16 protein-coding genes and 3 pseudogenes are annotated in these 19,401 nt (G+C 52.9%); 8 read left to right on the plus strand and 11 right to left on the minus strand.

What is annotated here, in order from left to right; translation table 11 throughout:
• Positions 1 to 347, plus strand: a 347-nt coding sequence (locus tag AC2T28_RS24315) for a response regulator (protein WP_486751193.1), incomplete at its 5' end; no start/stop codon positions are given.
• Positions 348 to 441: 94 nt separating this feature from the next.
• Here the strand turns inward: AC2T28_RS24315 and AC2T28_RS24320 are convergent.
• The 5 genes and pseudogenes from AC2T28_RS24320 to AC2T28_RS24340 all read right to left on the minus strand — a co-directional run.
• Positions 442 to 792 (minus strand): annotated as a pseudogene (locus AC2T28_RS24320) (site-specific integrase); the annotation flags it as partial.
• 341 nt (positions 793 to 1,133) lie between these two features.
• Positions 1,134 to 1,421 (minus strand): annotated as a pseudogene (locus AC2T28_RS24325) (IS6 family transposase); the annotation flags it as partial.
• Positions 1,422 to 1,594: 173 nt separating this feature from the next.
• The gene (locus tag AC2T28_RS24330; protein ID WP_486751194.1) at positions 1,595 to 2,383 is read right to left on the minus strand and encodes an ATP-binding cassette domain-containing protein; all 789 of its coding nucleotides are present in this window, start codon (positions 2,381 to 2,383) and stop codon (positions 1,595 to 1,597) included.
• Position 2,384: 1 nt separating this feature from the next.
• A complete protein-coding gene (locus AC2T28_RS24335; RefSeq protein WP_486751195.1) occupies positions 2,385 to 3,506 on the minus strand; it encodes an ABC transporter permease in 1,122 nt (373 codons plus the stop codon).
• A gap of 64 nt (positions 3,507 to 3,570) precedes the next feature.
• Positions 3,571 to 4,521 (minus strand): sugar ABC transporter substrate-binding protein, encoded by a 951-nt coding sequence (locus AC2T28_RS24340; protein ID WP_486751196.1) that lies wholly within the window; start codon positions 4,519 to 4,521, stop codon positions 3,571 to 3,573.
• 186 nt (positions 4,522 to 4,707) lie between these two features.
• On the opposite strand from AC2T28_RS24340, the gene AC2T28_RS24345 reads away from it, so the two are divergent.
• Entirely contained in the window at positions 4,708 to 5,715 is a 1,008-nt protein-coding gene (locus tag AC2T28_RS24345; RefSeq protein WP_486751197.1) for a LacI family DNA-binding transcriptional regulator, read from the plus strand.
• Here the strand turns inward: AC2T28_RS24345 and AC2T28_RS24350 are convergent.
• The 3 genes from AC2T28_RS24350 to AC2T28_RS24360 are packed head-to-tail and all read right to left on the minus strand — an operon-like array spanning position 5,712 to position 8,877.
• Entirely contained in the window at positions 5,712 to 6,845 is a 1,134-nt protein-coding gene (locus AC2T28_RS24350) for a Gfo/Idh/MocA family protein (RefSeq protein WP_486751198.1), read from the minus strand. The genes AC2T28_RS24345 and AC2T28_RS24350 overlap by 4 nt on opposite strands.
• Positions 6,846 to 6,857: 12 nt before the next feature.
• Entirely contained in the window at positions 6,858 to 7,751 is an 894-nt protein-coding gene (locus AC2T28_RS24355) for a TIM barrel protein (RefSeq protein ID WP_486751199.1), read from the minus strand.
• Positions 7,752 to 7,773: 22 nt separating this feature from the next.
• Positions 7,774 to 8,877, minus strand: a complete 1,104-nt coding sequence (locus AC2T28_RS24360; RefSeq protein WP_486751200.1) for a Gfo/Idh/MocA family protein — start codon at positions 8,875 to 8,877, stop codon at positions 7,774 to 7,776.
• A 120-nt stretch (positions 8,878 to 8,997) separates the two neighbouring features.
• Here AC2T28_RS24360 and iolD point away from each other — a divergent pair, with 120 nt between their 5' ends.
• The 5 genes from iolD to AC2T28_RS24385 are packed head-to-tail and all read left to right on the plus strand — an operon-like array spanning position 8,998 to position 14,366.
• Entirely contained in the window at positions 8,998 to 10,869 is a 1,872-nt protein-coding gene (gene iolD / locus AC2T28_RS24365; RefSeq protein WP_486751201.1) for a 3D-(3,5/4)-trihydroxycyclohexane-1,2-dione acylhydrolase (decyclizing), read from the plus strand.
• Positions 10,869 to 11,708, plus strand: a complete 840-nt coding sequence (locus AC2T28_RS24370; RefSeq protein ID WP_486751202.1) for a phytanoyl-CoA dioxygenase family protein — start codon at positions 10,869 to 10,871, stop codon at positions 11,706 to 11,708. Before iolD ends, AC2T28_RS24370 begins: the two co-directional genes overlap by 1 nt.
• Complete coding sequence (iolC, locus tag AC2T28_RS24375) at positions 11,705 to 12,685, plus strand: 5-dehydro-2-deoxygluconokinase (RefSeq protein ID WP_486751203.1); 981 nt, start codon at positions 11,705 to 11,707, stop codon at positions 12,683 to 12,685. The genes AC2T28_RS24370 and iolC overlap by 4 nt, the downstream gene beginning before the upstream one ends.
• 11 nt (positions 12,686 to 12,696) lie before the next feature.
• Positions 12,697 to 13,539, plus strand: coding sequence for a 5-deoxy-glucuronate isomerase (locus AC2T28_RS24380; RefSeq protein ID WP_486751204.1), 843 nt, complete (start codon positions 12,697 to 12,699; stop codon positions 13,537 to 13,539).
• Positions 13,536 to 14,366 (plus strand): class II fructose-bisphosphate aldolase, encoded by an 831-nt coding sequence (locus AC2T28_RS24385; RefSeq protein WP_486751205.1) that lies wholly within the window; start codon positions 13,536 to 13,538, stop codon positions 14,364 to 14,366. Before AC2T28_RS24380 ends, AC2T28_RS24385 begins: the two co-directional genes overlap by 4 nt.
• Before the next feature lie 504 nt (positions 14,367 to 14,870).
• Here AC2T28_RS24385 and AC2T28_RS24390 read toward each other — a convergent pair.
• Both AC2T28_RS24390 and AC2T28_RS24395 read right to left on the minus strand, forming a co-directional pair.
• Positions 14,871 to 15,317, minus strand: a complete 447-nt coding sequence (locus AC2T28_RS24390; RefSeq protein ID WP_486751206.1) for a GNAT family N-acetyltransferase — start codon at positions 15,315 to 15,317, stop codon at positions 14,871 to 14,873.
• Positions 15,318 to 15,453: 136 nt separating this feature from the next.
• Entirely contained in the window at positions 15,454 to 17,589 is a 2,136-nt protein-coding gene (locus AC2T28_RS24395) for an ATP-binding protein (protein ID WP_486751207.1), read from the minus strand.
• A gap of 712 nt (positions 17,590 to 18,301) precedes the next feature.
• Between AC2T28_RS24395 and AC2T28_RS24400 the strand changes: the two genes are divergently transcribed.
• Positions 18,302 to 19,048: a substrate-binding periplasmic protein gene (locus AC2T28_RS24400; RefSeq protein ID WP_486751208.1), complete on the plus strand. Its 747-nt coding sequence runs from the start codon at positions 18,302 to 18,304 to the stop codon at positions 19,046 to 19,048.
• A gap of 44 nt (positions 19,049 to 19,092) precedes the next feature.
• On the opposite strand, the pseudogene AC2T28_RS24405 reads toward AC2T28_RS24400, so the two are convergent.
• A pseudogene (locus AC2T28_RS24405) lies at positions 19,093 to 19,260 on the minus strand (IS3 family transposase); the annotation flags it as partial.
• Positions 19,261 to 19,401 lie beyond the last annotated feature (141 nt).

Genomic DNA, 19,401 nt, shown 5'->3' on the forward strand with positions numbered 1-19,401 from the left:
TCAGTGGTTACGATGAGCCAAGAACTCTCTCTTATCAAATACGGCTATTTGGACCCATAAGCGCTGACGTCAGACAAACTGGTGACGAAGCCCTTGCACTGTTTGAGGCTGGTCCGGTATTCGACTTACTTCTGACGGATATCATGATGCCTGGCAGCCTAAACGGGAAGACGTTAAGCCAATTAGTGCGTGATACTGCACCTGATCTACCGGTTGTTTTTATGTCTGGCTATGCGAGCGATGCGACTGACCGTTGCAGCGATCTGGGGACTGAAGATATCCGTCTCATGAAGCCTGTGATACGAGTTGATTTGTTAGCCGCAATCAAGAAATCCCTAGTCGGTTAACACGGGCAACTGCTTAACAATGATACCAGTACAAGATGTGATGCTGTTCTCTTCATCAGGGTCATCAACAGTGAACGGCCGCAAAGTGCGCTCAACCGGTCATCAATGGTTCGGTCATCCAGCGTAGGAGCGATTTTCGCGTTCCGTCTGTGATCTCAAATTGGACTGGGTTTTTGGTTTTACTCTGGATGATCGACGCGCGCTTTTTGACTTGTCCACCCGCAAAAACGTCAGCGACTTTCAGGCAAACCAGATCACATCCTCGGAGCTTGCTGTCGATGGCCAGATTGAAAAGCGCCAGATCGCGATGATTGCCTGCGATCTCCAGACGAACGCGGATCGCCCAGACGTGTTTGGGCAGCAGCGGTCGCTTTTGCCCGACAATGCGCCCCTTGTTCCATGCCGGGCGGCAGGCACGAATAGCAGGCAGGTATTGCAATTGCATGATGGTTTCTCCAATCCACCACGCCCATCCACATCGACAACCCGACGTTGACACAGCTGTCTACCACGAACCTAGTAGGGAGTGAAAAAAGCCTAATTCGAACACGAAAAACCGGATGCAGCACCATGTACATTTCGACACAGGGCGGTGAGCGGCCATTCGCTGCAGTTTACACTAACGGCAGCTAAGCGCAGGAAAGCGAAAATTGCAAAGTCGGGGCGCGACACCCCCTGATGGGGCCTCATCCACTACATCAGATGCTACAGCGCAGCCCGTTGAACCGGTCATTCACCCATCATGCAACTTTTCTGCAGAGTGATCGTATACGATCTGCGACTTTCCGCACGCCAAGGCCAATACTTGCGACCTGAGGTTTTCACAACAACTTCATCTAGATGCCAGACAGCATCAGGACGGGACTGTTGCTGTCGCAAGTTCCGAGCGATCAACGGTACAAACTTGATGACCCCATGCCGAACAGTCTCGTAAGACACATTGATTCCACGTTGCGGCAGCATCTTTTAAACTTCGCGGAGGTTCAATTTGAATCGGACGTACAGCTAAACGGCGTGCGCGATGACTTCCGACGGAAAACGGCGGCGTTTGTAGCTGATGAAAGGTGTCTGCATCTGCCACGATTATGTCCAATTCATGGAAAGACAATCGCAAATGGTTAAAGTGGCAACACCGCCAAACGCTTTCTTAGTTTAAGCCGCATGTGGACCCCAAACTCAGCTGACACACATCCAAAAGTTTGCGTCATAGCCCGTCCCACCGCAGCACTGCGGTGGGTGCTGTTTAATTAGACGGTCCCGCCTAGGCTGCCTTCTAGGGCCACCAGCTCTTGGCCTCCGGCCATAAGATCCTGCAGTTCTTCGGGGGTGATATCTCCACGTTTGGCTGTGCCCAGTGTCTGTCCTCGGTTTAGAACCGTGAACTGATCCCCAACCGCCATTGCGTGGCGCACATTGTGGGTGATAAAGACCACAGCGATACCCTGTTTGCGGACTTTGTCGATGGTTGCCAATACATTGGCCGTTTGGCGTACCCCAAGGGCTGAGGTTGGTTCGTCCAGGATCAGCACCTTGGCACCAAAATGGACGGCTCGGGCGATGGCGACAGTCTGGCGTTCGCCGCCGGACAAGGTGCCCACAGCCTGATCCGGTCCACGCAGGTTGATGCCCATTTTGCGCATCTCTTCCATGGTGACCTTGTTGGCATAGTCGTGATCAAAGAAGTTGATCGGCCCGATTTTCCGAATGGGCTCATTGCCCATAAAGAAGTTGCGGCTGACCGACATCAGCGGGATCATGGCCAGATGCTGGTGCACCGTTGCGATCCCTGCAGCAATAGCATCCCGAGGGTCTGCAAAGTGCATCGGGGTACCTTCGAACAGGATTTCGCCATGGGTTGGTTTGTGGACTCCTGACATGGTTTTGATGAAGGTTGATTTGCCCGCGCCGTTGTCGCCCAGCAAGCAGTGGCATTCGCCGGGATACACATCAACTGAAACGCCAGCCAGAGCAATCACAGAACCGAAATGCTTTTCGATATTCTGCATCTGGATTAAGGGGGGCTGTGTCTTGGTCATATCAGCGTTCCCCCGTGATGATGCGTCGGATATAGGTGTTCAGGATTACCGCACCCAGTAGGATGAAGCCGAGGAATACGCGGAACAGTGAGCTTTCGACACCGGCAAAGAACAGGCCTTGCTGGACCACACCAAATATCAAGGCACCAAGTGCTGCGCCGAGAACCGAACCATAACCGCCGGTCAGCAGTGCCCCACCGATCACCACGGCGATGATTGCTTCGAATTCTTTCAGCATTCCACGGTCAGACCCTGCGCCGCCAAATTCCATAACCTGACAGGTTGCAAACACCGTTGCGCAAAAGGCGGTGAACATGAACATCATGATCTTGACCTTGTTGACAGGTACCCCAGAATTCCGGGCCGCTTCTGCATCTCCACCTGCTGCAAAGATCCAGTTGCCGAACCGAGTCTTGGTCAAAATGATATGGCCGACAACCACCAATGCAAGCGCCCAGACGATGAGCATAGGTACCCCGTCAACCACGGGCTGACCCTTGCGGGACCCACGCTCAAACACCGCGATGATGTCGTTTTCGCCCAACCACTGGAAAAGTCCGGTGAAGATCTTGCCGCCAAAAACCGAGGCGAGCCAGTCGCCCTGGGCTGCATCAGAAACGCCGCCAATGATTGTTTTGCGTTCGATGGTCTGCGGCAGATAGATTGCAAATCCGCGCAGAATGAACAAAGAGGCCAAAGTCACAATGAAACTGGGCAGGCCGGTGCGGACAACGATGAATCCGTTGATGGCGCCAATTACCAGTGCAATTGCAAAGGTCACCAGAATGGCCAGCCAGACAGGCCAGGCCAGCGTTACGCTGAAAATTGCGATCAACATTCCGGAAAAGCCGATCATAGACCCGACAGACAGATCAAATTCACCTGCAATCATCAGCAGACAGGCGCCCACGGCAATGATCATGAATTGGGCAGAGATCTGGCTCCAGTTCATGATGCCCTGACTGTTGAACATGCCGCTGTCAGAGGCGAAGATCATGAACATGGTAAAGACGGTAATGGTGCCGATGATACCGCCAAGCTCGGGCCGGATCATGGCCTCGCGAAGCTTGGAGCGGCTTTTTATCCGCTCGTCGGTCGCCACAGTGGATTGTGCGTCAGACATTGTGCTCTCTCTTTTTAAAAGGGCGGCCAAAATGCTTTGGCCGCCCAGAATTGCTTTGAGATGATTAGCGGTATTCGCCAGCAAACTGCTCGACTTTTTCCAACGCGTCCTTGGTGACGAAACCAGGGCCAGAGTTGATGTTGTTGCCTGGCAGTACGCCGTAACGGTGGTAGTTGGTCATGACGACAACCGGCAGGTAGGCCTGCAGGAAGGGCTGTTGGTCGATGCCCCAGTTGATCACACCAGACTTCAGGCCTTTGACGATTTCTTCACCTAGGTCGAAGGTGCCAAAATAAATGTCTCCAGCCAGTCCGTTTTCGTTCAGCGCCAGAATGGTTGGGTCAGCCGAAGTTGGCCCCAGTGTCAGGATGGCATCGGTCTCAGGGTTGGCATTCAGATAGGCCAGCACCCGGTTTTTGATTTCAGCGGGGTCCTGTCCGCTGTCGATCATCTGATCGCCCAGTTCAACATCCAGACCGTCGGCAAACCCTTGACATCTTTCGGAGGACGATGGGGAGCTGATATAGTGGTTCACGCAGAGGAAGCTATTGACGCCATCCCCTTTGGCGCGAAGGCCCGCAGCGTGGCCTGCGTCATATTCCGGCTGCCCCACATACATCAGGGCGCCAACTTCGCGGGCCTGATCGGGGGTGCCCGAGTTCATGATGATAACGTCAACACCGCTGTCTACAGCAGCTTGGATGGGGCCGGACAATACATCATAATCGCTTAGAGTTGTGATGATGCCATGGGGGCCACTGGCGGCGGCCTGCTCAATGATACGCGCCATGTCGGCCAAGTCACCTGTTGGCGGATTGCGGTATTCAACTTCAACATCCATTTGCTCGCCAGCCAGGGCAAGACCGTTCTTGATGGTGTTCCACCAGCTATCGCTGTCAGGGGCGTGGCTGACCAGGATGTATTTCTCACCCTCGGCAGATGCCGTTGTCGCGACCATAATTGGTGCTGCCACAACGGCCGTCGCTAGCATCAGTTTTTTCAACAGTGAAGTCATTGTTTACCTCCCAGGTAACCCAGTCATTCATTAAAAAGGACGGTTCCTCTCCGTCTCTCCGACTCAAGCTAACCATATTTGGAATGATCTTGCAACCGGTTGCAAAAGTCGATTGGAAATTTCATACTGCCTTTACGACGTAAAACAGATAAAAGGCGTACCGCAGGATCAGGGGACTGGAATTAGATGGCCGTTACATTGAAAGAAGTTGCAGAACGCGCGGGCGTGTCACGCTCGGCTGTGTCTCGTGCTTTCACTGATGGCGCTTCGGTCTCAGGAAAGATGCGGCGCCGGGTTGAAAAGGCGGCACAAGAGTTGGGCTATAGCCCAAATGCACTTGCTTCATCTCTTACAACTGGGCGTACCAAACTAATCGGGCTGGTTTCAAACAACTTCAAAAACCCCTTCTTTCTAAGCGCTTTTGACTTGTTTACCTCTGGTTTGCAGGACCGGGGCTTGCGACCGTTACTGGTCAATCTGACTGGGGATCAGGGGCCAGAAGAAAGCGTTCAGATGTTGCGTCAGTATTCGGTCGACGGAGTGATCGTGGCATCTTCGACGGTTCCGGCCAGTTTTGCGGCATCGTTTGAAAAGGCCAATATTCCGGTGGTCTTTGCCTTTGCGCGCTACAAAGACAGTACAAATGCCAATCTGGTTGGAATCGACAACGTGGCCGCTGGTGCCTTTGCGGCCCGAACGCTGATTGAGCGTGGGTACAAGCATATTGGTTTTCTTGGCGGGCCGGAGAATGCAGCTTCAACATCGGACCGTTTTCAGGGGTTCGCAGCGGAAATGGCGGCTCATCCCGAGTTGAAGTTTTCGTACGCCTATTCAGATGAATACTCATTTGCGGCAGGTCGCACTGCAATGCTTGGTTTGCTGGATAGCGGTCAACACGCCGAGGTGTACTTTGGCGCTGATGATGTGATTTCTATCGGGGCGCTTAGCGCGATGCAGAGTAAGGGGATGAAGGTTCCCGAGGACATTGGAATTCTGGGCCTGAACGATATGGAGATGGCGGGCTGGGAGAATATCAATCTGACGACTATCAGGCAGCCCATTCGCCAAATTACTAGCGCTGCGGTGGACTTGATGGTTTCGCAGCTTGAAACACCCGATCGCTACCCCGAAGCGCGCTTGTTCCCCTGCACATTGATTGAGAGGGGAACATTGCGCAAAGGGACTAACACCTAGCGGAAAATTGATGGACGTGCGTCCATCCAGGCTCCATTTTCCTTTGCTGAGGCAACGGCTGTGTGAACCGCGGCCATGGAACGCACGCCGTCTGATGCAGTGGGCAATCCGTCACGGGTTTCACCGCGAATGGCGTCGGCCAGATCGCAATAGATATTGGCAACTGCCAGTGGGAAACCTTCGGGGTGGGCGATGGCGACGCGGGACAGGCGTTGAGCATCTTCATGCAGCCCGCCTTCACCTTTTTCGATGATCTGCGTACGACCACCCACCGGGGTATAGATCAGCTGATTAGGCTGTTCCGAGGTCCAACGCAGCCCGCCAGTTTCACCAAACAGCTGAATGTCGAACCCATGCTGACGGCCAATAGCAACTGATGAAGTCCAAAGGCGGCCGACGGTTCCTCCGCTCATGCGGAAATTGACCATCGCGTCATCCTCCAACTCGCGGCTGGCAATGGTTGAGGCAAAGTCGGCGGATAGCGTTTCGACCTCGTCGTCGCTGATAAAGCTAGCCATATGCAGTGCGTGGATGCCGCAATCGGCAAATTGTCCGGAAACGCCTGCCATCGCCGGATCATAACGCCAGCGTATCCGTGGATTGTCCGCATCTGTGGCGTCGCCGTGGTGGCCGTGGCTGAAGTTCGTGACCACCAGCCGCACTTTGCCGATTTCCCTAGCGCGCACCATGGCGCGGGCCTGACGGACCATGGGATAGGCCGAGTAGCAGTAATTCACCGCACAGATCTGGCCGGTTTTCTCGACCACCCGCACAATTTCCTCACCCTCTTCGACAGTCATTGTCATAGGTTTTTCGCACAGGACATTGATCCCGGCCTCTAGGAACGCCTTGGTGATTTCAAAGTGAGTGGCGTTAGGAGTGGCGACAGTGACTAGGTCAATCCGGTCTTCGCGGTGCTTTTCCCCGGCGAGCATTTCCTGCCAGTCGCTATAGGCGCGATCAGCCGAAACGCCCAGACGTTGCGCATATTCACGGCCTTGTTCAGGGCGATGGTCCAGCGCTGCTGCGGTGAATTCAAACAATCCATCAGCCTGCGCGCCAAGGCGATGTGCCGGTCCGATCTGGCTGCCTTCGCCGCCGCCAATCATGCCCCATTTCAGTTTAGTCATATGTTCGGCTCCTTAGTTAAAGCCAATAGATTCGAGATATTCACGGTTCTTGCGGGCATCCCCGATTGGATCTGGGTCCAGCGTAGGGTCACAGTCCTGTTCGACAGTGCACCAGCCGGCGAATCCGGCATCCAGCAACACCTGGCGCACCGATGTAAAGTCGACATCACCGTCGCCAAGATTGCAGAAAATGCCCTCGCCACAGGCGTCATAGAACCCGGTCCGGCTGGCGATGACATTTGCCTTTACCTGTGGATCGATGTCCTTGAAGTGCATGTAGGAAATCCGGTCGACGTGGCGCTTCATGAAACCAACCGGATCAAAACCGGCATAGGAATGGTGGCCTGTGTCGAAACAGATCTTGAGGATCTTCTCGTCGACTTCATTCAAGAGCCGTTCAAGCTCGGGCTCAAAGTCCATAAAGCCAGCTGCGTGGGCGTGGATGCCAACGGTCAGGCCGTATTCTTCGGCGCCAATACGAGCGGTTTCGGCAATGCGGTTGCGGTAGGCAGTCCATTCCGCCTTGTCCATTTGCTCGGCTTCTGACGCACGACCGGCGGTGGGGGCGCGGCGAGATGAGATCGAGTCGATGAGCACAAGGTGCTGCGCGCCATGCGCCTTGAGTGCGCGGGCAGTTCGGTGCGTGGCGTCCAGAACATCGTCCCATACATCTGGGTCGTGGTAGGCGCGGAATACAACGCCGCCGATCAGTTCCAGATCGTTTTGCGCAAGTGCATCGCCAAGCTCGGCAGGGTCTTCGGGCATGAAGCCTACTGGCCCCAATTCGATTCCTTTGTATCCTGCCTTGGCGCAGTCGCTCAGGACAGATTGCCAGCTTGGGTTTCGCGGGTCATTTGCAAATTCTACTCCCCAAGAGCAGGGAGCGTTGCCGATTCTGATTGTCATCTGTGTTGTACCTTTCGGATGCTCAGAACGAGTTTACGTCTTGCCATTTGCTGTCGCGGGCAGAGGCAAAAGCGGCCGCAATCACGCGATTGACGTCGAGCCCGTCGCGGAAGGTCGGCCAAACGGGTCGTCCGGTTTCGATGGCGGACAGAAAGTCGCGGGCCTCGATGATGATCTGGTCCTGATATCCAGTGCCGTGCCCAGGGCCCTGACAGAAGGGTTCATAGTCAGGATGTGCTGGGCCGGTCAGGATTTTACGAAATCCGCGCTCGGCCTCGGGATCATCAATTCGGTACAGCCAAACAGCGTTTTGATCTTCCTGATCGAACCGCACCGCACCTTTGGTACCTGTGATTTCATAGGCGTAGCCCATCTTGCGCCCTGTTGCGATGCGGCTGAAATACATCTGCCCCATAGCCCCGTTTTCAAACCGGCACATCATCTGTGCGTGATCATCGTTGGTGACTTCACCGCCGGGGCGGTTGCTGTGAACCGTTTCTATTTCTGCCATCACACGCGTTATCGGGCCAAGCAGGGCAAGCGCCCCATTTATCATGTGCGGGGCTAGGTCACCCAACGTTCCGTTGGCCGCACCGTCAGTTCGCCAAGTTGCCGGAGCCTGAGGGTCGGCATAGAAATCTTCGGTATGTTCGCCGCGGAACCAAGTGATATCTCCGATCTCACCTTGTGCGATAAGCTTGCGCACAAATTGGCTGGCGGGGGTGCGGATGTAATTGAAACCAACCATATTGGCGCAGCCAGATGCCTCGGCAGCGGCAACCATGGCCTGGCTGTCTTCTAGTGTTGCGCCCATGGGCTTTTCACAAAAAACAGGTTTGCCAACAGCAAAGGCGGCATCTGCGACTTCGCGGTGTGTGGATTGGGGGGTGGCGATGACAATGGCCTCAACCTTGGGGTCGCTCACCAATGTGCGCCAGTCGTCGGTGGCGCGGGCAAAGCCGTATGCCTGGCGATAGCGTTTGGCGCTTTCCGCTGACGATGCGCAGACCATTTCCAGTCTTGGACGTAGGTTGGTGTTAAAGACCGCGCCGACCGAAGACATCGCAACCGCATGGGCTTTGCCCATATAGCCACCGCCAAGGATGCCGATACCAATTTCCGCCATGTTTCAGGTTCCTGATAAATTTGAGTTTGCAACCGGTTGCAAAATTTGTATCCTGAGATTCGAAATCTCGCAAGCCGCAATCGGCGGGATGCCGGAAATTCCTAAAAAGGGCGCGCTGACATGCCGACACCTTCAGACACCATTCGCCTGACCACAGCGCAGGCTATTATTCGCTGGCTGAGCAATCAGTTTATCGAAATCGACAGCGAGGAGGTGCGTCTGTGCGGAGGCGGATTTGGCATCTTCGGGCACGGCAATGTGACCTGTTTGGGTGAGGCCCTGTACGGTGTGCAGGATGAGTTGCCACTGTACCGTGGTCAAAATGAGCAAAGCATGGGTTTTGCAGCGGCAGGTTATTCCAAGCAGTGGCTGCGGCGGCGTTTTATGTTCTGCACGGCCAGCGCCGGACCGGGCACATCAAACCTGCTGACCTCGGCTGGACTGGCGCATGCCAACCGGCTGCCAATGTTGTTGCTGTGCGGTGATACCTTCATCACCCGGTTGCCGGATCCGGTGTTGCAGCAGATGGAGAACTTTGGCGATCCGACCTATGGGGTGAATGATGCGTTCAAACCTGTCGTGCGCTATTGGGATCGCATTACCCATCCGGCACAGGTGATCCAGTCGCTGCCCGCCGCCATCGCCACCATGCTTGACCCTGCCGATTGTGGTCCAGCGTTTCTGGGCCTGCCGCAGGATGTGCAGGGTTGGACTTACGATTATCCGGCGGAATTCTTTGAAAAGAAAGTTCACCGCATCCGTCGGATCAGCCCTGATACAAATGAGGTCGCGGATGCCGCAGCGCTATTAAAAACGGCTAAACGTCCGATGATCATTGCTGGCGGCGGGGTGCAGTATTCACGTGCAGTGGATGAGCTGACTGAATTTGCCGAGATCCACCAGATCCCGGTGGTTGAGACCATCGCAGGCCGGGCCAATATGCTGGCCACACATCCGTTGAATATCGGGCCGATTGGAGTCACCGGGTCGAACAGCGCCAATGAGATCGCAGCGCAGGCGGATGTGATCGTAGCTGTCGGAACGCGGTTGCAGGACTTTACAACTGGGTCTTGGACGGCATTTGCCAAGGACGCTCGGTTTATCGCTATCAATGCGGCCCGCCATGATGCGGGCAAGCATATGTCGCTACCCGTCGTTGGGGATGCCAGGGTATCTCTGGGTGCGCTGGCAGCGGCTGTTACGGATTATGAATCCCCGACTGACTGGGCCTCGCTGGCTCAGGAACAACGCAGGGCTTGGGATGCTTACGTTGCTAAAAACGTAGCGCATGGTAATCGCCCAACCTCCTATGCGCAGGCAATTGGCGTTGTGAATGACCTGTGTGATCCACGCGACAGGGTGGTGGCAGCGGCTGGCGGTTTGCCTGCCGAGGTCACGGCCAACTGGCGCACGCTTGATATCGGCACTGTGGATGTCGAGTTTGGCTTTTCTTGCATGGGCTATGAAATTGCCGGTGCATGGGGCGCACGGATCGCACAGATGCAGCAGGAGCCAGATCAAGATACAGTGGTCTTTGTCGGCGACGGGTCCTACATGATGCTGAATTCAGACATCTATTCTTCGGTGCTGAGCCAGAAAAAACTGATCATCCTGGTACTGGATAACGGTGGCTTTGCCGTTATCAACAAGCTGCAGAACAACACTGGCAATGAAAGCTTCAATAATCTTCTTTCAGACTGCCCAACAATAACCGCTCCCTTTGCGGTGGATTTTGAGGCGCACGCGGCCTCGCAAGGCGCTATCGCAGAAACCGTGTCAAACCCGGCTGAGTTGGGCGAGGCGTTCAAGCGAGCGAAAACCAGCGACAGAACCCATGTCATCGTCATGCAGGTCGACCCTTACGAGGGCTGGACTGCCGAGGGCCACACGTGGTGGGAGGTCGGCACGCCGCACATAACCAATAGCGACCGTGTGAATGAGGCGCATGTTGATTGGGAAACGAGCCGCAATATGCAGAGAAAGGGAGTGTGATGAAGCGTTTTACCGCAGAAACAGCTAATCCAGCAGAAATCATCGAAGAGCTGCTGCATGGCGGAGGCGCGGTTGGGATCTCCGGCCTGTTCACGCCTGATGAGATTGCCGAGGCAAGGGCCATCGTCATGGCTCATTCTGAGCAGTCCGCTGAAAAGGCTACCCATTTCCAAGGTGCGGCTGAGCAAGAGGGTAAGCTGAACCTGCAACGCCGGGTCTGGAACCTGTTGGCCAAGGGCGAGGTGTTCTCTCGGATGGCAACACATCCGGTGTTGATGGAGATCTTGCGGGGGTTTCTGGGGACTGAATTCATCATGGGGTCGATTGCGGCCAATCGTATTCTACCCGGCGGTCCGGGGCAGGAACCGCATGTGGATTATCCTTATTGGGATTTTCATCAGCCAGAAACACATCCTGTGGGGTTCAATGGCTCATTTCCGATGAATGCGCAGGTATCCGTATTGTTGGACCCCTTTACTATAGAAAGTGGCGCGACTGGATATGTGCCGGGTAGCCAACGAGAGCTGCGATACCCAACCGCTGATGATGACTTCCATGGTCGCTGTGAGCGTATGACCGGCGAGCCGGGTGATGTTGCATTGTTTTATGGGGTGACCTGGCACTGCGCTATGCCAAATAATGCTGACCATGACCGCAGCGCGATCCTGATCCAGTACTTGCCCAAATGGGTGAAGCCTATGGAAGATATGCCAGCTGCGTTACCTCAGTCTTTTGTGGATGAAGCCAGCCCTGACCTGCGTCAATTGCTGGGGCTGAACTACCCTTATCCAGAAGTTCTGGACGCCGCCAAAGCAGGCAATACGGAGGGACGAAAGTGATCTTGGACGGAATCAAGAAATGCAACTTTCTGGTCGTTGGACGTGTTGGTATGGATCTGTCTCCTGATCCGGCAGGGACTAGCATTCAGGATGCCAGCAATATGGTTGTCGGCATGGGGGGAAGCAGCGCTAATATCGCCGCCGGGCTGGTGAAGTTTGGCTGCAAGGCGGCGCTGGTCACATCGGTGTCCGATGATGCGGTGGGCTGGTATTGTGAAGGGCAGTTGGATCACTACGGTGTCGATAGGCGCTATGTGAAGCGTACTACCGGCGAGTACCGGACATCTTTGGCCGTATATGAAACGCGTGTTGAGGATCATCAGAGCGTCATTTACCGCAACAATGCGGCGGATTTTCAGATGAGTGTCGAAGACGTCGAAGTAGTGGATTACAGTCAGTTCGGTGCGTTGATCACCGCAGGAACCGTGTTTGCCGCTGAACCATCCAGATCAGCTGCTTTCCGAGCCTTTGAACTGGCCCGCGAGGCTGGTTTGCCGATCATTTTCGATGTGGACTATCGCCCCTATAGCTGGCCATCAGCGCAGGTCGCCGAAGAGGTGTTGTCACGTGCTGGCGCCATGTCAGATGTGATTGTCGGCAATGATGAGGAATTTGGCTTTATGGCCGGGGACATCAGTCGTGGGCTGGACAAGGCGCGAGTGCTTGCCAATTCCAGCGCTGCAATTGTTGTCTATAAAATGGGTCCCGAAGGTGCGGTGACCTTTGCAAATCAGCAGGAAATTCGCACTGGCATCTTTCCTGTCACAGCTTTGAAACCAACCGGTGCCGGTGACAGCTTTATGGCTGGGTTCCTCGCCGCGCTCGCCGAGGGCCGCGATATGCAGGACGCCGTTCTGCGGGGATCTGCCTGCGCCTCAATTGTCGTGGCCTGCCCGGGGTGCGCCCCAGCCATGCCTGTTACCGCCGAGCTTGAGGACTTCTTGTCTTCACACCCCGGCCCAACAGATTTCTCATAAAGGACCGGACCATGCATATCGCCCCCCATGACAACCAAAACCAGCCTATTGTCGACGTTGATAACCCAACTGTTCCGTTGAACTATTTCAATATCGTCAAACTGAAAAAGGGCGAATCCTTTGAATATCAGGTACCGGGGTATGAAACCTGTGTCGCTCCGGCGACGGGTACAGTGGATGTTGATGTTGAAGGGGAGCGCTATCTCTATCTGGGCAGCCGGGGCATTGATGTCTGGGATGGTGAACCCGAAGGCGTCTATGTCCCGGTGGGGGCCAAGGTCACCATTGTGTGCGTTTCAGAAAAGACCGAGGTATTCATCGCCGGAGCCAGGTATGACAAAATTCTGGATCCGTTTGACGTGCGTGCAGATGACATTGATTTGGTGCAATACGGCAGTGACGACACCAAGACCCACCGCAAGATCAAGCATATTCTAGGGCAAAAGCAACACGACAAAGTTGGGCGTTTGCTGGTCAGTGAATTGTATACGGTGGGGCAGGGGGGATGGTCAGGTTTCCCGTCGCATAAACACGACACAGATCGCCTGCCTGACGAAACCCACCACGATGAAACCTACAATTTCCGCTTTCGTCCCAACTATGGCTCTGGCCTGCAGATGCTTCAGCGCGAAGATAACAAGCCGGGCGATGCCTACCATATCATGGATAGGTCTACGATCATGATCGATAAGGGCTACCACCCCTGCGCCGTGCTGCCTGGGTATGAAATGTATTATTTCACCATCCTAGGCGGGTTAAGCCAGCGGTCTCTGATGCAGTATTTTCAGCCGACACATGCCGCGCAAATTGAGACAATTCCTGGCATCAGAGACATGATTGCGAAATTCAAATGACGCTGGCTAATCTAGCCGAAGTTTTACAGCCTGCCCTTAAAAACAATTATGCAGTTGCTGGACTGGTAACCCTCGGCTGGGAGGAGATGCGAGCCTACGTTGCCGCAGCAGAAGCTGAGAATGTGCCAGTAATCTTGCAGGCGGGGCCGTCCTGTCGTGAACATACTCCACTGCCTGTGTTGGGGAAGATGTTTCGATACTTGGCCGAGCAGGCTTCGGTTCCAGTAGTCGCACATTTGGATCATGGCTACACTGCCGAAGACTGCAGGCTGGCTATTGAAAGTGGGTTCACCTCTGTGATGTTCGACGGGTCTCGCACATCGTTGACCCAGAACATTGATGATACAGCAGCTATCGTCGAGGTGGCCCATTCGGCAGGGGTGTCTTGTGAAGGTGAAATCGGTTTTGTGGGATATTCCGGTGGTGAAGGATCTGCTGGGACCGATCCCGATGAAGCCGCCAAATTTGCTCGCGACACTGGCGTTGATGCCATGGCGATCTCGGTTGGAAATGTGCATCTACAACAGGACAAAGAGGGCGGGCTAGACGAAAATCGAATTCGCGCAATTGAGGCTGTTACAACGGTGCCACTGGTAATCCATGGGGGGTCCGGTGTTCCTACTGCTCAGCGCCGGGTGTTAGCGTTGGGATCTAAGATCTGCAAATTCAACATTGGCACTGAATTACGCATGGTGTTTGGTTCCGCAATGCGAAAGGCCGTAATCAAAGATGTCTCGCGGTTTGACCGGGTGGCAATTTTAGAAGAGACGCACGATCCGGTTGTTGCTGCAACCCGTCGCATCCTGCAGGCGTTCAAGGAAGCATGAGCGCTACTGAACTGTGTTTTTGGAACTGGGAGAGAGTTTGGAGTTTCATATGGCCCCATCCAAGCAGCAGGCATCTGCGCGATTGGAATTCTGACTGACCAGCAGGAGACGCACCACCACCACGATGTTTCAAACCTCCAACGTCGCAGCGCATTCGTTCCAATGGTTAAATGCTTAGGTTCGTTTTTGCCTATAATCAGGAGCGGTCAATTTGTGGTGGCCGGGGCGGAACAGGTTTGCAGTTTCTTTGTGAATTGAGAGGAACCGGCCATTAGACGCGACCACCACCAACGGCCGCAATGCGCAGATAACGCCCTTTGCAAATTCCGTCTTTCGGCTTGGGAATACAGCCTTCGACCGCTTCTGTGCCGAGTGAGAAGCGGCCATTGATGAGAGTTGCAACGAAATTTTGGGGTTGGAGGGCGGCAATGCGGACAACGCTGCCGTTCGGTTGAAAGTACTAAATTCTGGGCATGCTTCTTTGAATGGATCAAATCCAACCGATCAACGGGTTTGAAATGCTCCAGATTTATTGAGGATGATGGTCGCGCGTTCAGGTTCGACTAACAGACCACATCTCTCGAGCATTGCCCTTGAGGGTGCATTGCTAGGCTGTGCAATTCCCATTATTTTTTTGCACCTGAACTCATCAATCCCGTCTCGAATTGAAAGTGCCGTTACCAGGGTTCCAAGGCCTTTACCACGATTGCCTGAGCCGACAGAAACCGAGCCAACATAGTATACGTCGGCCAATCGGCTTTCCTCATGATAGCGCATACTGCCATTCGCACATGCCACCATTTCGCCAACTTCATCCTCTATCCAAGAAGTGAGTGAAGGCGGTCCTTCGCCTCTCATGTACCAATCTGGAAAGGGCGCGACGCCAACCCGTTCGTTTAATGTGCGTACCGTCTTAATGATGCGTGCAGTAGGTGTTTGAGTGCTGAACACCAAACTACCACATAGTGCTTGTGCTACTGCCCACCTGCCCTGAGGCCATCGGTCCGATGGACCAAGGGCCAGTCATGCACTAACTTTCAATTTGGACCACTCAAGTGGGGCTGTTCATTGGGAGGGGCCAACGCGTTCATTTTTTGCTGAGAGCTTCATTCACTTTCACGAGCAGTTCAGCACGACGATATGGTTTGCTGACCAAATTCACACCTCGTTCCAATTTTCCATGATGAACGACGGAATTCTCAGCGTATCCAGTGGTATAGAGAACATTGATGCTTGGCTGCATGCGCCTAGCTTCATTGGCAATCTCCACGCCGTTCATACTCCCTGGCAGGACAACGTCAGTAAACAGAAGGTCAAAATGTTGTCCGGTTTTCAAAAAGTTAATTGCGTCCTCTCCGTTCTCAGCCTCAATTATCTCGTAACCCATATCGCGAAGAATGGCTGCTGGGACTCTACGAACCTCGGTGTCATCCTCGACCAAGAGGATACGCTCCGATCTTTTTGTATGTTCCAGTACATCGCCTTTGACCTTTGTTTCATCGGGCCTATTTGGAGACCGTGGCATATAGAGCTTAAACGAAGTGCCGTGATCTTCCTCGCTATAGATTGTGATATGTCCTTTGGACTGTTTGACGAAGCCGAATACCATACTGAGGCCCAGGCCGCTGCCTTCGCCCACGTCCTTAGTTGTGAAGAAAGGTTCAAAAGCCTTTTCCATTACGTCGGGTGGCATTCCTGTGCCAGTGTCACTCACCGCAACCATTACATATTCCCCAGGCATCACTTCGTCGTGCTGCTGAGCATAGGTCTCATCCAGAGTCACATTGGCGGCTTCAATGGTCAGTACTCCGCCTTGGGGCATAGCATCGCGCGCGTTCAAAGCTAAATTCACCAAGGCATTTTCGAACTGATGCATATCAATCAGCGCTGTCCAAAGATCCTCCGTGTCTTCAATGTTTAGCTTAACGGTCTCCCCAAGAGACCTTTCAAGCATGTCGGTGAGACCGTTGATCAACCTACCAACATCAGTAGAAACTGGTGCCAGCGCTGATTGTCGGGAGAAAGCCAGTAACCTAGCCGTCAAAGATGAGGCACGACTAACAGCTAGCATAATCGCTTCAATGTTCTTCTTCGCTACCTTATCGTCGGCGGCTACATCCTCAAGCAACTCAGCATTGCCTAGCATGATAGCCAAGAGGTTGTTGAAGTCGTGGGCAATACCCCCAGTCAGTTGACCAACCGCTTCCATTTTTTGGGATTGGCGGAGCTGGCTCTCAAGCTTCTTAATGTCGGTGATGTCCTGAAAGGTTCCGTGTTCTTGGATCAACTGGCCGTTATCATCGGTAATTGGTTTACCGATCTCTCTGATGTGTCGAACCTCACCATCAGGCCGAATGATCCGATATTCTACATCGAATGGTTTGACCTCGCTCTGGGCGTCTCTGATAACCTTTGCATAGGCGTCTCGATCTTCCGGGTGGACCATTTCAATGTCCTTTTCGGTGCTGCTGACCATTTCCAGATAAGTTTCAGGAGTCACTCCATGAAAATGGGCCAATTCATCTGAACAGTGAATGAGCCTATCCGTCACTTTGTCGTAAGCCCAATGTCCCAGTTGTGCGATGTGTGACGCCTCTTTGTACCGGTCTTCGCTTTCTCGAAGTGTTTCGACGGCGGCGACGGTGACTTGCTGACTTGAATTAATAGCTTGGACAACTTTGCTAAGCTCGTCATCCTCTCGTTGCCTTCGGGCAAGTGTTAATGGATCCCTTTTTTTCGAGAAATCCGCAAGATGTGCATATTCGGCTATCCTGATAAGGTGCTTTGTTATCAGAAAATGGAAAATATAAAGAATGAAACCCGCAACAACAAAGGTTTTTATCGCATTGCTTATAAGAACAATTAGCGCCGTTTCCCAAAGTCTTGATTGTACATTTTCCAACGTTACAACAATAAGAAGATCACCTATGTGGACATCGCTGTCTTCGGTGGAGTGGATCAAAGGGATTTTTTCAGAAATAGTATTTTTATCTTTGGGCTCTCCGGTTGAGACGACGATCTCCCCATCTGCAGTGATTTCTAAATACTGCAGATCTGGAAATCTATGGAGACCCTGAGCCAGTATTGTCATAGCGTCCAAATCATATCGCCAAAGGCTATTGGCGAAACTCTCAGCATTAACTTCTTTGATTAGGTTTAACCGGTCTTCAATTAGATTGACGTCTCGATGATAGTCTGCCGTGAGCTGAAAAATGGTCAACATCAGCGTTATCAGAGAGCTGAATGCTATGATGTATTTTAAGAGCCTAAACGCGACTGATTTATTTCTAGTAACCTTCATTTGGCGTGAGCCTTCAACCTTGTTCCGAAAAAAATGAGAGGTGTTCATCCCTATATTTTTGCGGGGTCTGCATTTTGAATCTACGCTCCGTTTCAGCCCGATGACAGCGGAAGCCGCGTCAATGATCATGTTGGGGTGGTCAACGCTGTATGTCCAGCCATTCTATTGCCAGTGCCAGAATCTGTCTCTTGTTCCAGCGGTGTCCTCTTGTTCCAGCGGCCTTCTCTCCCACGATCTATGCAAATTTTGGTGTCGTAGTGAAGAAAACGGCAGTTCAATGGAAGCTTGCTACGATTTTGGGGGGCATCTGTGTACTGATTTGAGTTCACTCTTATCCTCTTGGTGTCGTCTTTCGCGCCACTTTTGAACAGTACAAAGAAACTTGTATGTGCCGCAGTTGGTCACCGTAACGTGCCGCAAGGGGATATCGAAACACTTTAGCCAGCAGGAAGTCAGGCTGATATGTTCGATGCGGCCTACTTATCCAACAGGTCTGATTTATATTACATAGCTATCATCATGCCCATCATGCGCTAGACCAAGAAGAGGGACCGACATGCCGATAGGAAGCGTTAAGAGTGTTGACCCACATAATCCATCCGCAAGAAGGCACTTTGGCTTGGCTGGGTGCCTTATGCTGTTGGTCATGTTAGTTTTATTGGCGGATGGTGATCATGCCAAAGCCGACCCAATTCCGATTACTTTGACAACGGGCGACGACTACCCACCATTTACAAGTACCGAGCTCCCCCAAGGCGGTATGGCTACAATTCTAGTACTCAATGCATTTGAAAAATCTGGATATTTGGAAAAACAAGTTGAATGGCTACCTTGGAAAAGAGGGTACGAACTCACAAAACAGGGCGAGTATCACGGAACATTTCCATATGTTTGGAACGTAGAGCGCGCGGAAATATTCTACTATTCGGATCCATTTTTTTCTTCGTCACATTATGCTTGGTCCCGTCAAGGAGAATTAAACAAAATACAAAACGAGGGAGACTTGCATGGGAAGTTTTACTGCAATCCTCTTGGGTATGGTGAGTTTGATATTATCAGCGAGTTGAAGGAAAGGGGTTTACTCCGTCGCGAGACGCCCGGAAATATGCAGCAATGCATTAAGATGTTACTTGCTGGACGGGTTGATTTTTTTATTGCAATTGCTAGCGAGGCAAGAAACGCAACTATAGAAGCTGGGGTCTCCCCAGAGCAAATACAACAGTCTGAATTTGCTGTTGCAGAGATATGGCATCATTTGATTGTGTCAAAACAATTGCCTGGCGCGCAAAGTCTGATAAATGACTTTAATGATGGGCTTCTGGAGCTTCGAAAGAATGGTGATTATGAGGACCTGAAAAACGAATTTAGCTGGGTTGAATAAGCGAGATAGATACACGTTTTTTGTTTGGCAGGTGCTATGATCGATGCGGCTCTTAATAGTACTTTCATACTCGGTTCTGGCCTGCTCCTCTGAGTATCCCCAGCCAGCCGCAGCTTGCCAGCTTCCATAAAGTCCTTGGATCATTTGTAGTAAACGCTTTGCGAAATCCCTTCGCTGCGGCAATGCTCAACTATGCTGTCATCACCACGCAGACTGGACCTGTCGCGTTTTAATGCCGCCCCAAGCGTTCGTTCAGGCCACTTTCCGTTCGAAAGCGACCGGGCTTTTCCAACCCGGTGCTGAGTGCCGTCGTCGCGGATTATAGAAGCCATTGATGTATTCGAAGATCGCCA

This window comes from Parasedimentitalea nitratireducens (assembly GCF_057444295.1).

Bases quoted from the DNA above. Each gene is read 5' to 3' on its own strand.
- AC2T28_RS24330 (WP_486751194.1), bottom strand. From the start codon at position 2,383: ATGACCAAGACACAGCCCCCCTTAATCCAGATGCAGAATATCGAAAAG.
- AC2T28_RS24335 (WP_486751195.1), bottom strand. From the start codon at position 3,506: ATGTCTGACGCACAATCCACTGTGGCGACCGACGAGCGGATAAAAAGC.
- AC2T28_RS24340 (WP_486751196.1), bottom strand. From the start codon at position 4,521: ATGACTTCACTGTTGAAAAAACTGATGCTAGCGACGGCCGTTGTGGCA.
- AC2T28_RS24345 (WP_486751197.1), top strand. From the start codon at position 4,708: ATGGCCGTTACATTGAAAGAAGTTGCAGAACGCGCGGGCGTGTCACGC.
- AC2T28_RS24350 (WP_486751198.1), bottom strand. From the start codon at position 6,845: ATGACTAAACTGAAATGGGGCATGATTGGCGGCGGCGAAGGCAGCCAG.
- AC2T28_RS24355 (WP_486751199.1), bottom strand. From the start codon at position 7,751: ATGACAATCAGAATCGGCAACGCTCCCTGCTCTTGGGGAGTAGAATTT.
- AC2T28_RS24360 (WP_486751200.1), bottom strand. From the start codon at position 8,877: ATGGCGGAAATTGGTATCGGCATCCTTGGCGGTGGCTATATGGGCAAA.
- iolD (WP_486751201.1), top strand. From the start codon at position 8,998: ATGCCGACACCTTCAGACACCATTCGCCTGACCACAGCGCAGGCTATT.
- AC2T28_RS24370 (WP_486751202.1), top strand. From the start codon at position 10,869: ATGAAGCGTTTTACCGCAGAAACAGCTAATCCAGCAGAAATCATCGAA.
- AC2T28_RS24380 (WP_486751204.1), top strand. From the start codon at position 12,697: ATGCATATCGCCCCCCATGACAACCAAAACCAGCCTATTGTCGACGTT.
- AC2T28_RS24385 (WP_486751205.1), top strand. From the start codon at position 13,536: ATGACGCTGGCTAATCTAGCCGAAGTTTTACAGCCTGCCCTTAAAAAC.
- AC2T28_RS24395 (WP_486751207.1), bottom strand. From the start codon at position 17,589: ATGTTGACCATTTTTCAGCTCACGGCAGACTATCATCGAGACGTCAAT.
- AC2T28_RS24400 (WP_486751208.1), top strand. From the start codon at position 18,302: ATGCTGTTGGTCATGTTAGTTTTATTGGCGGATGGTGATCATGCCAAA.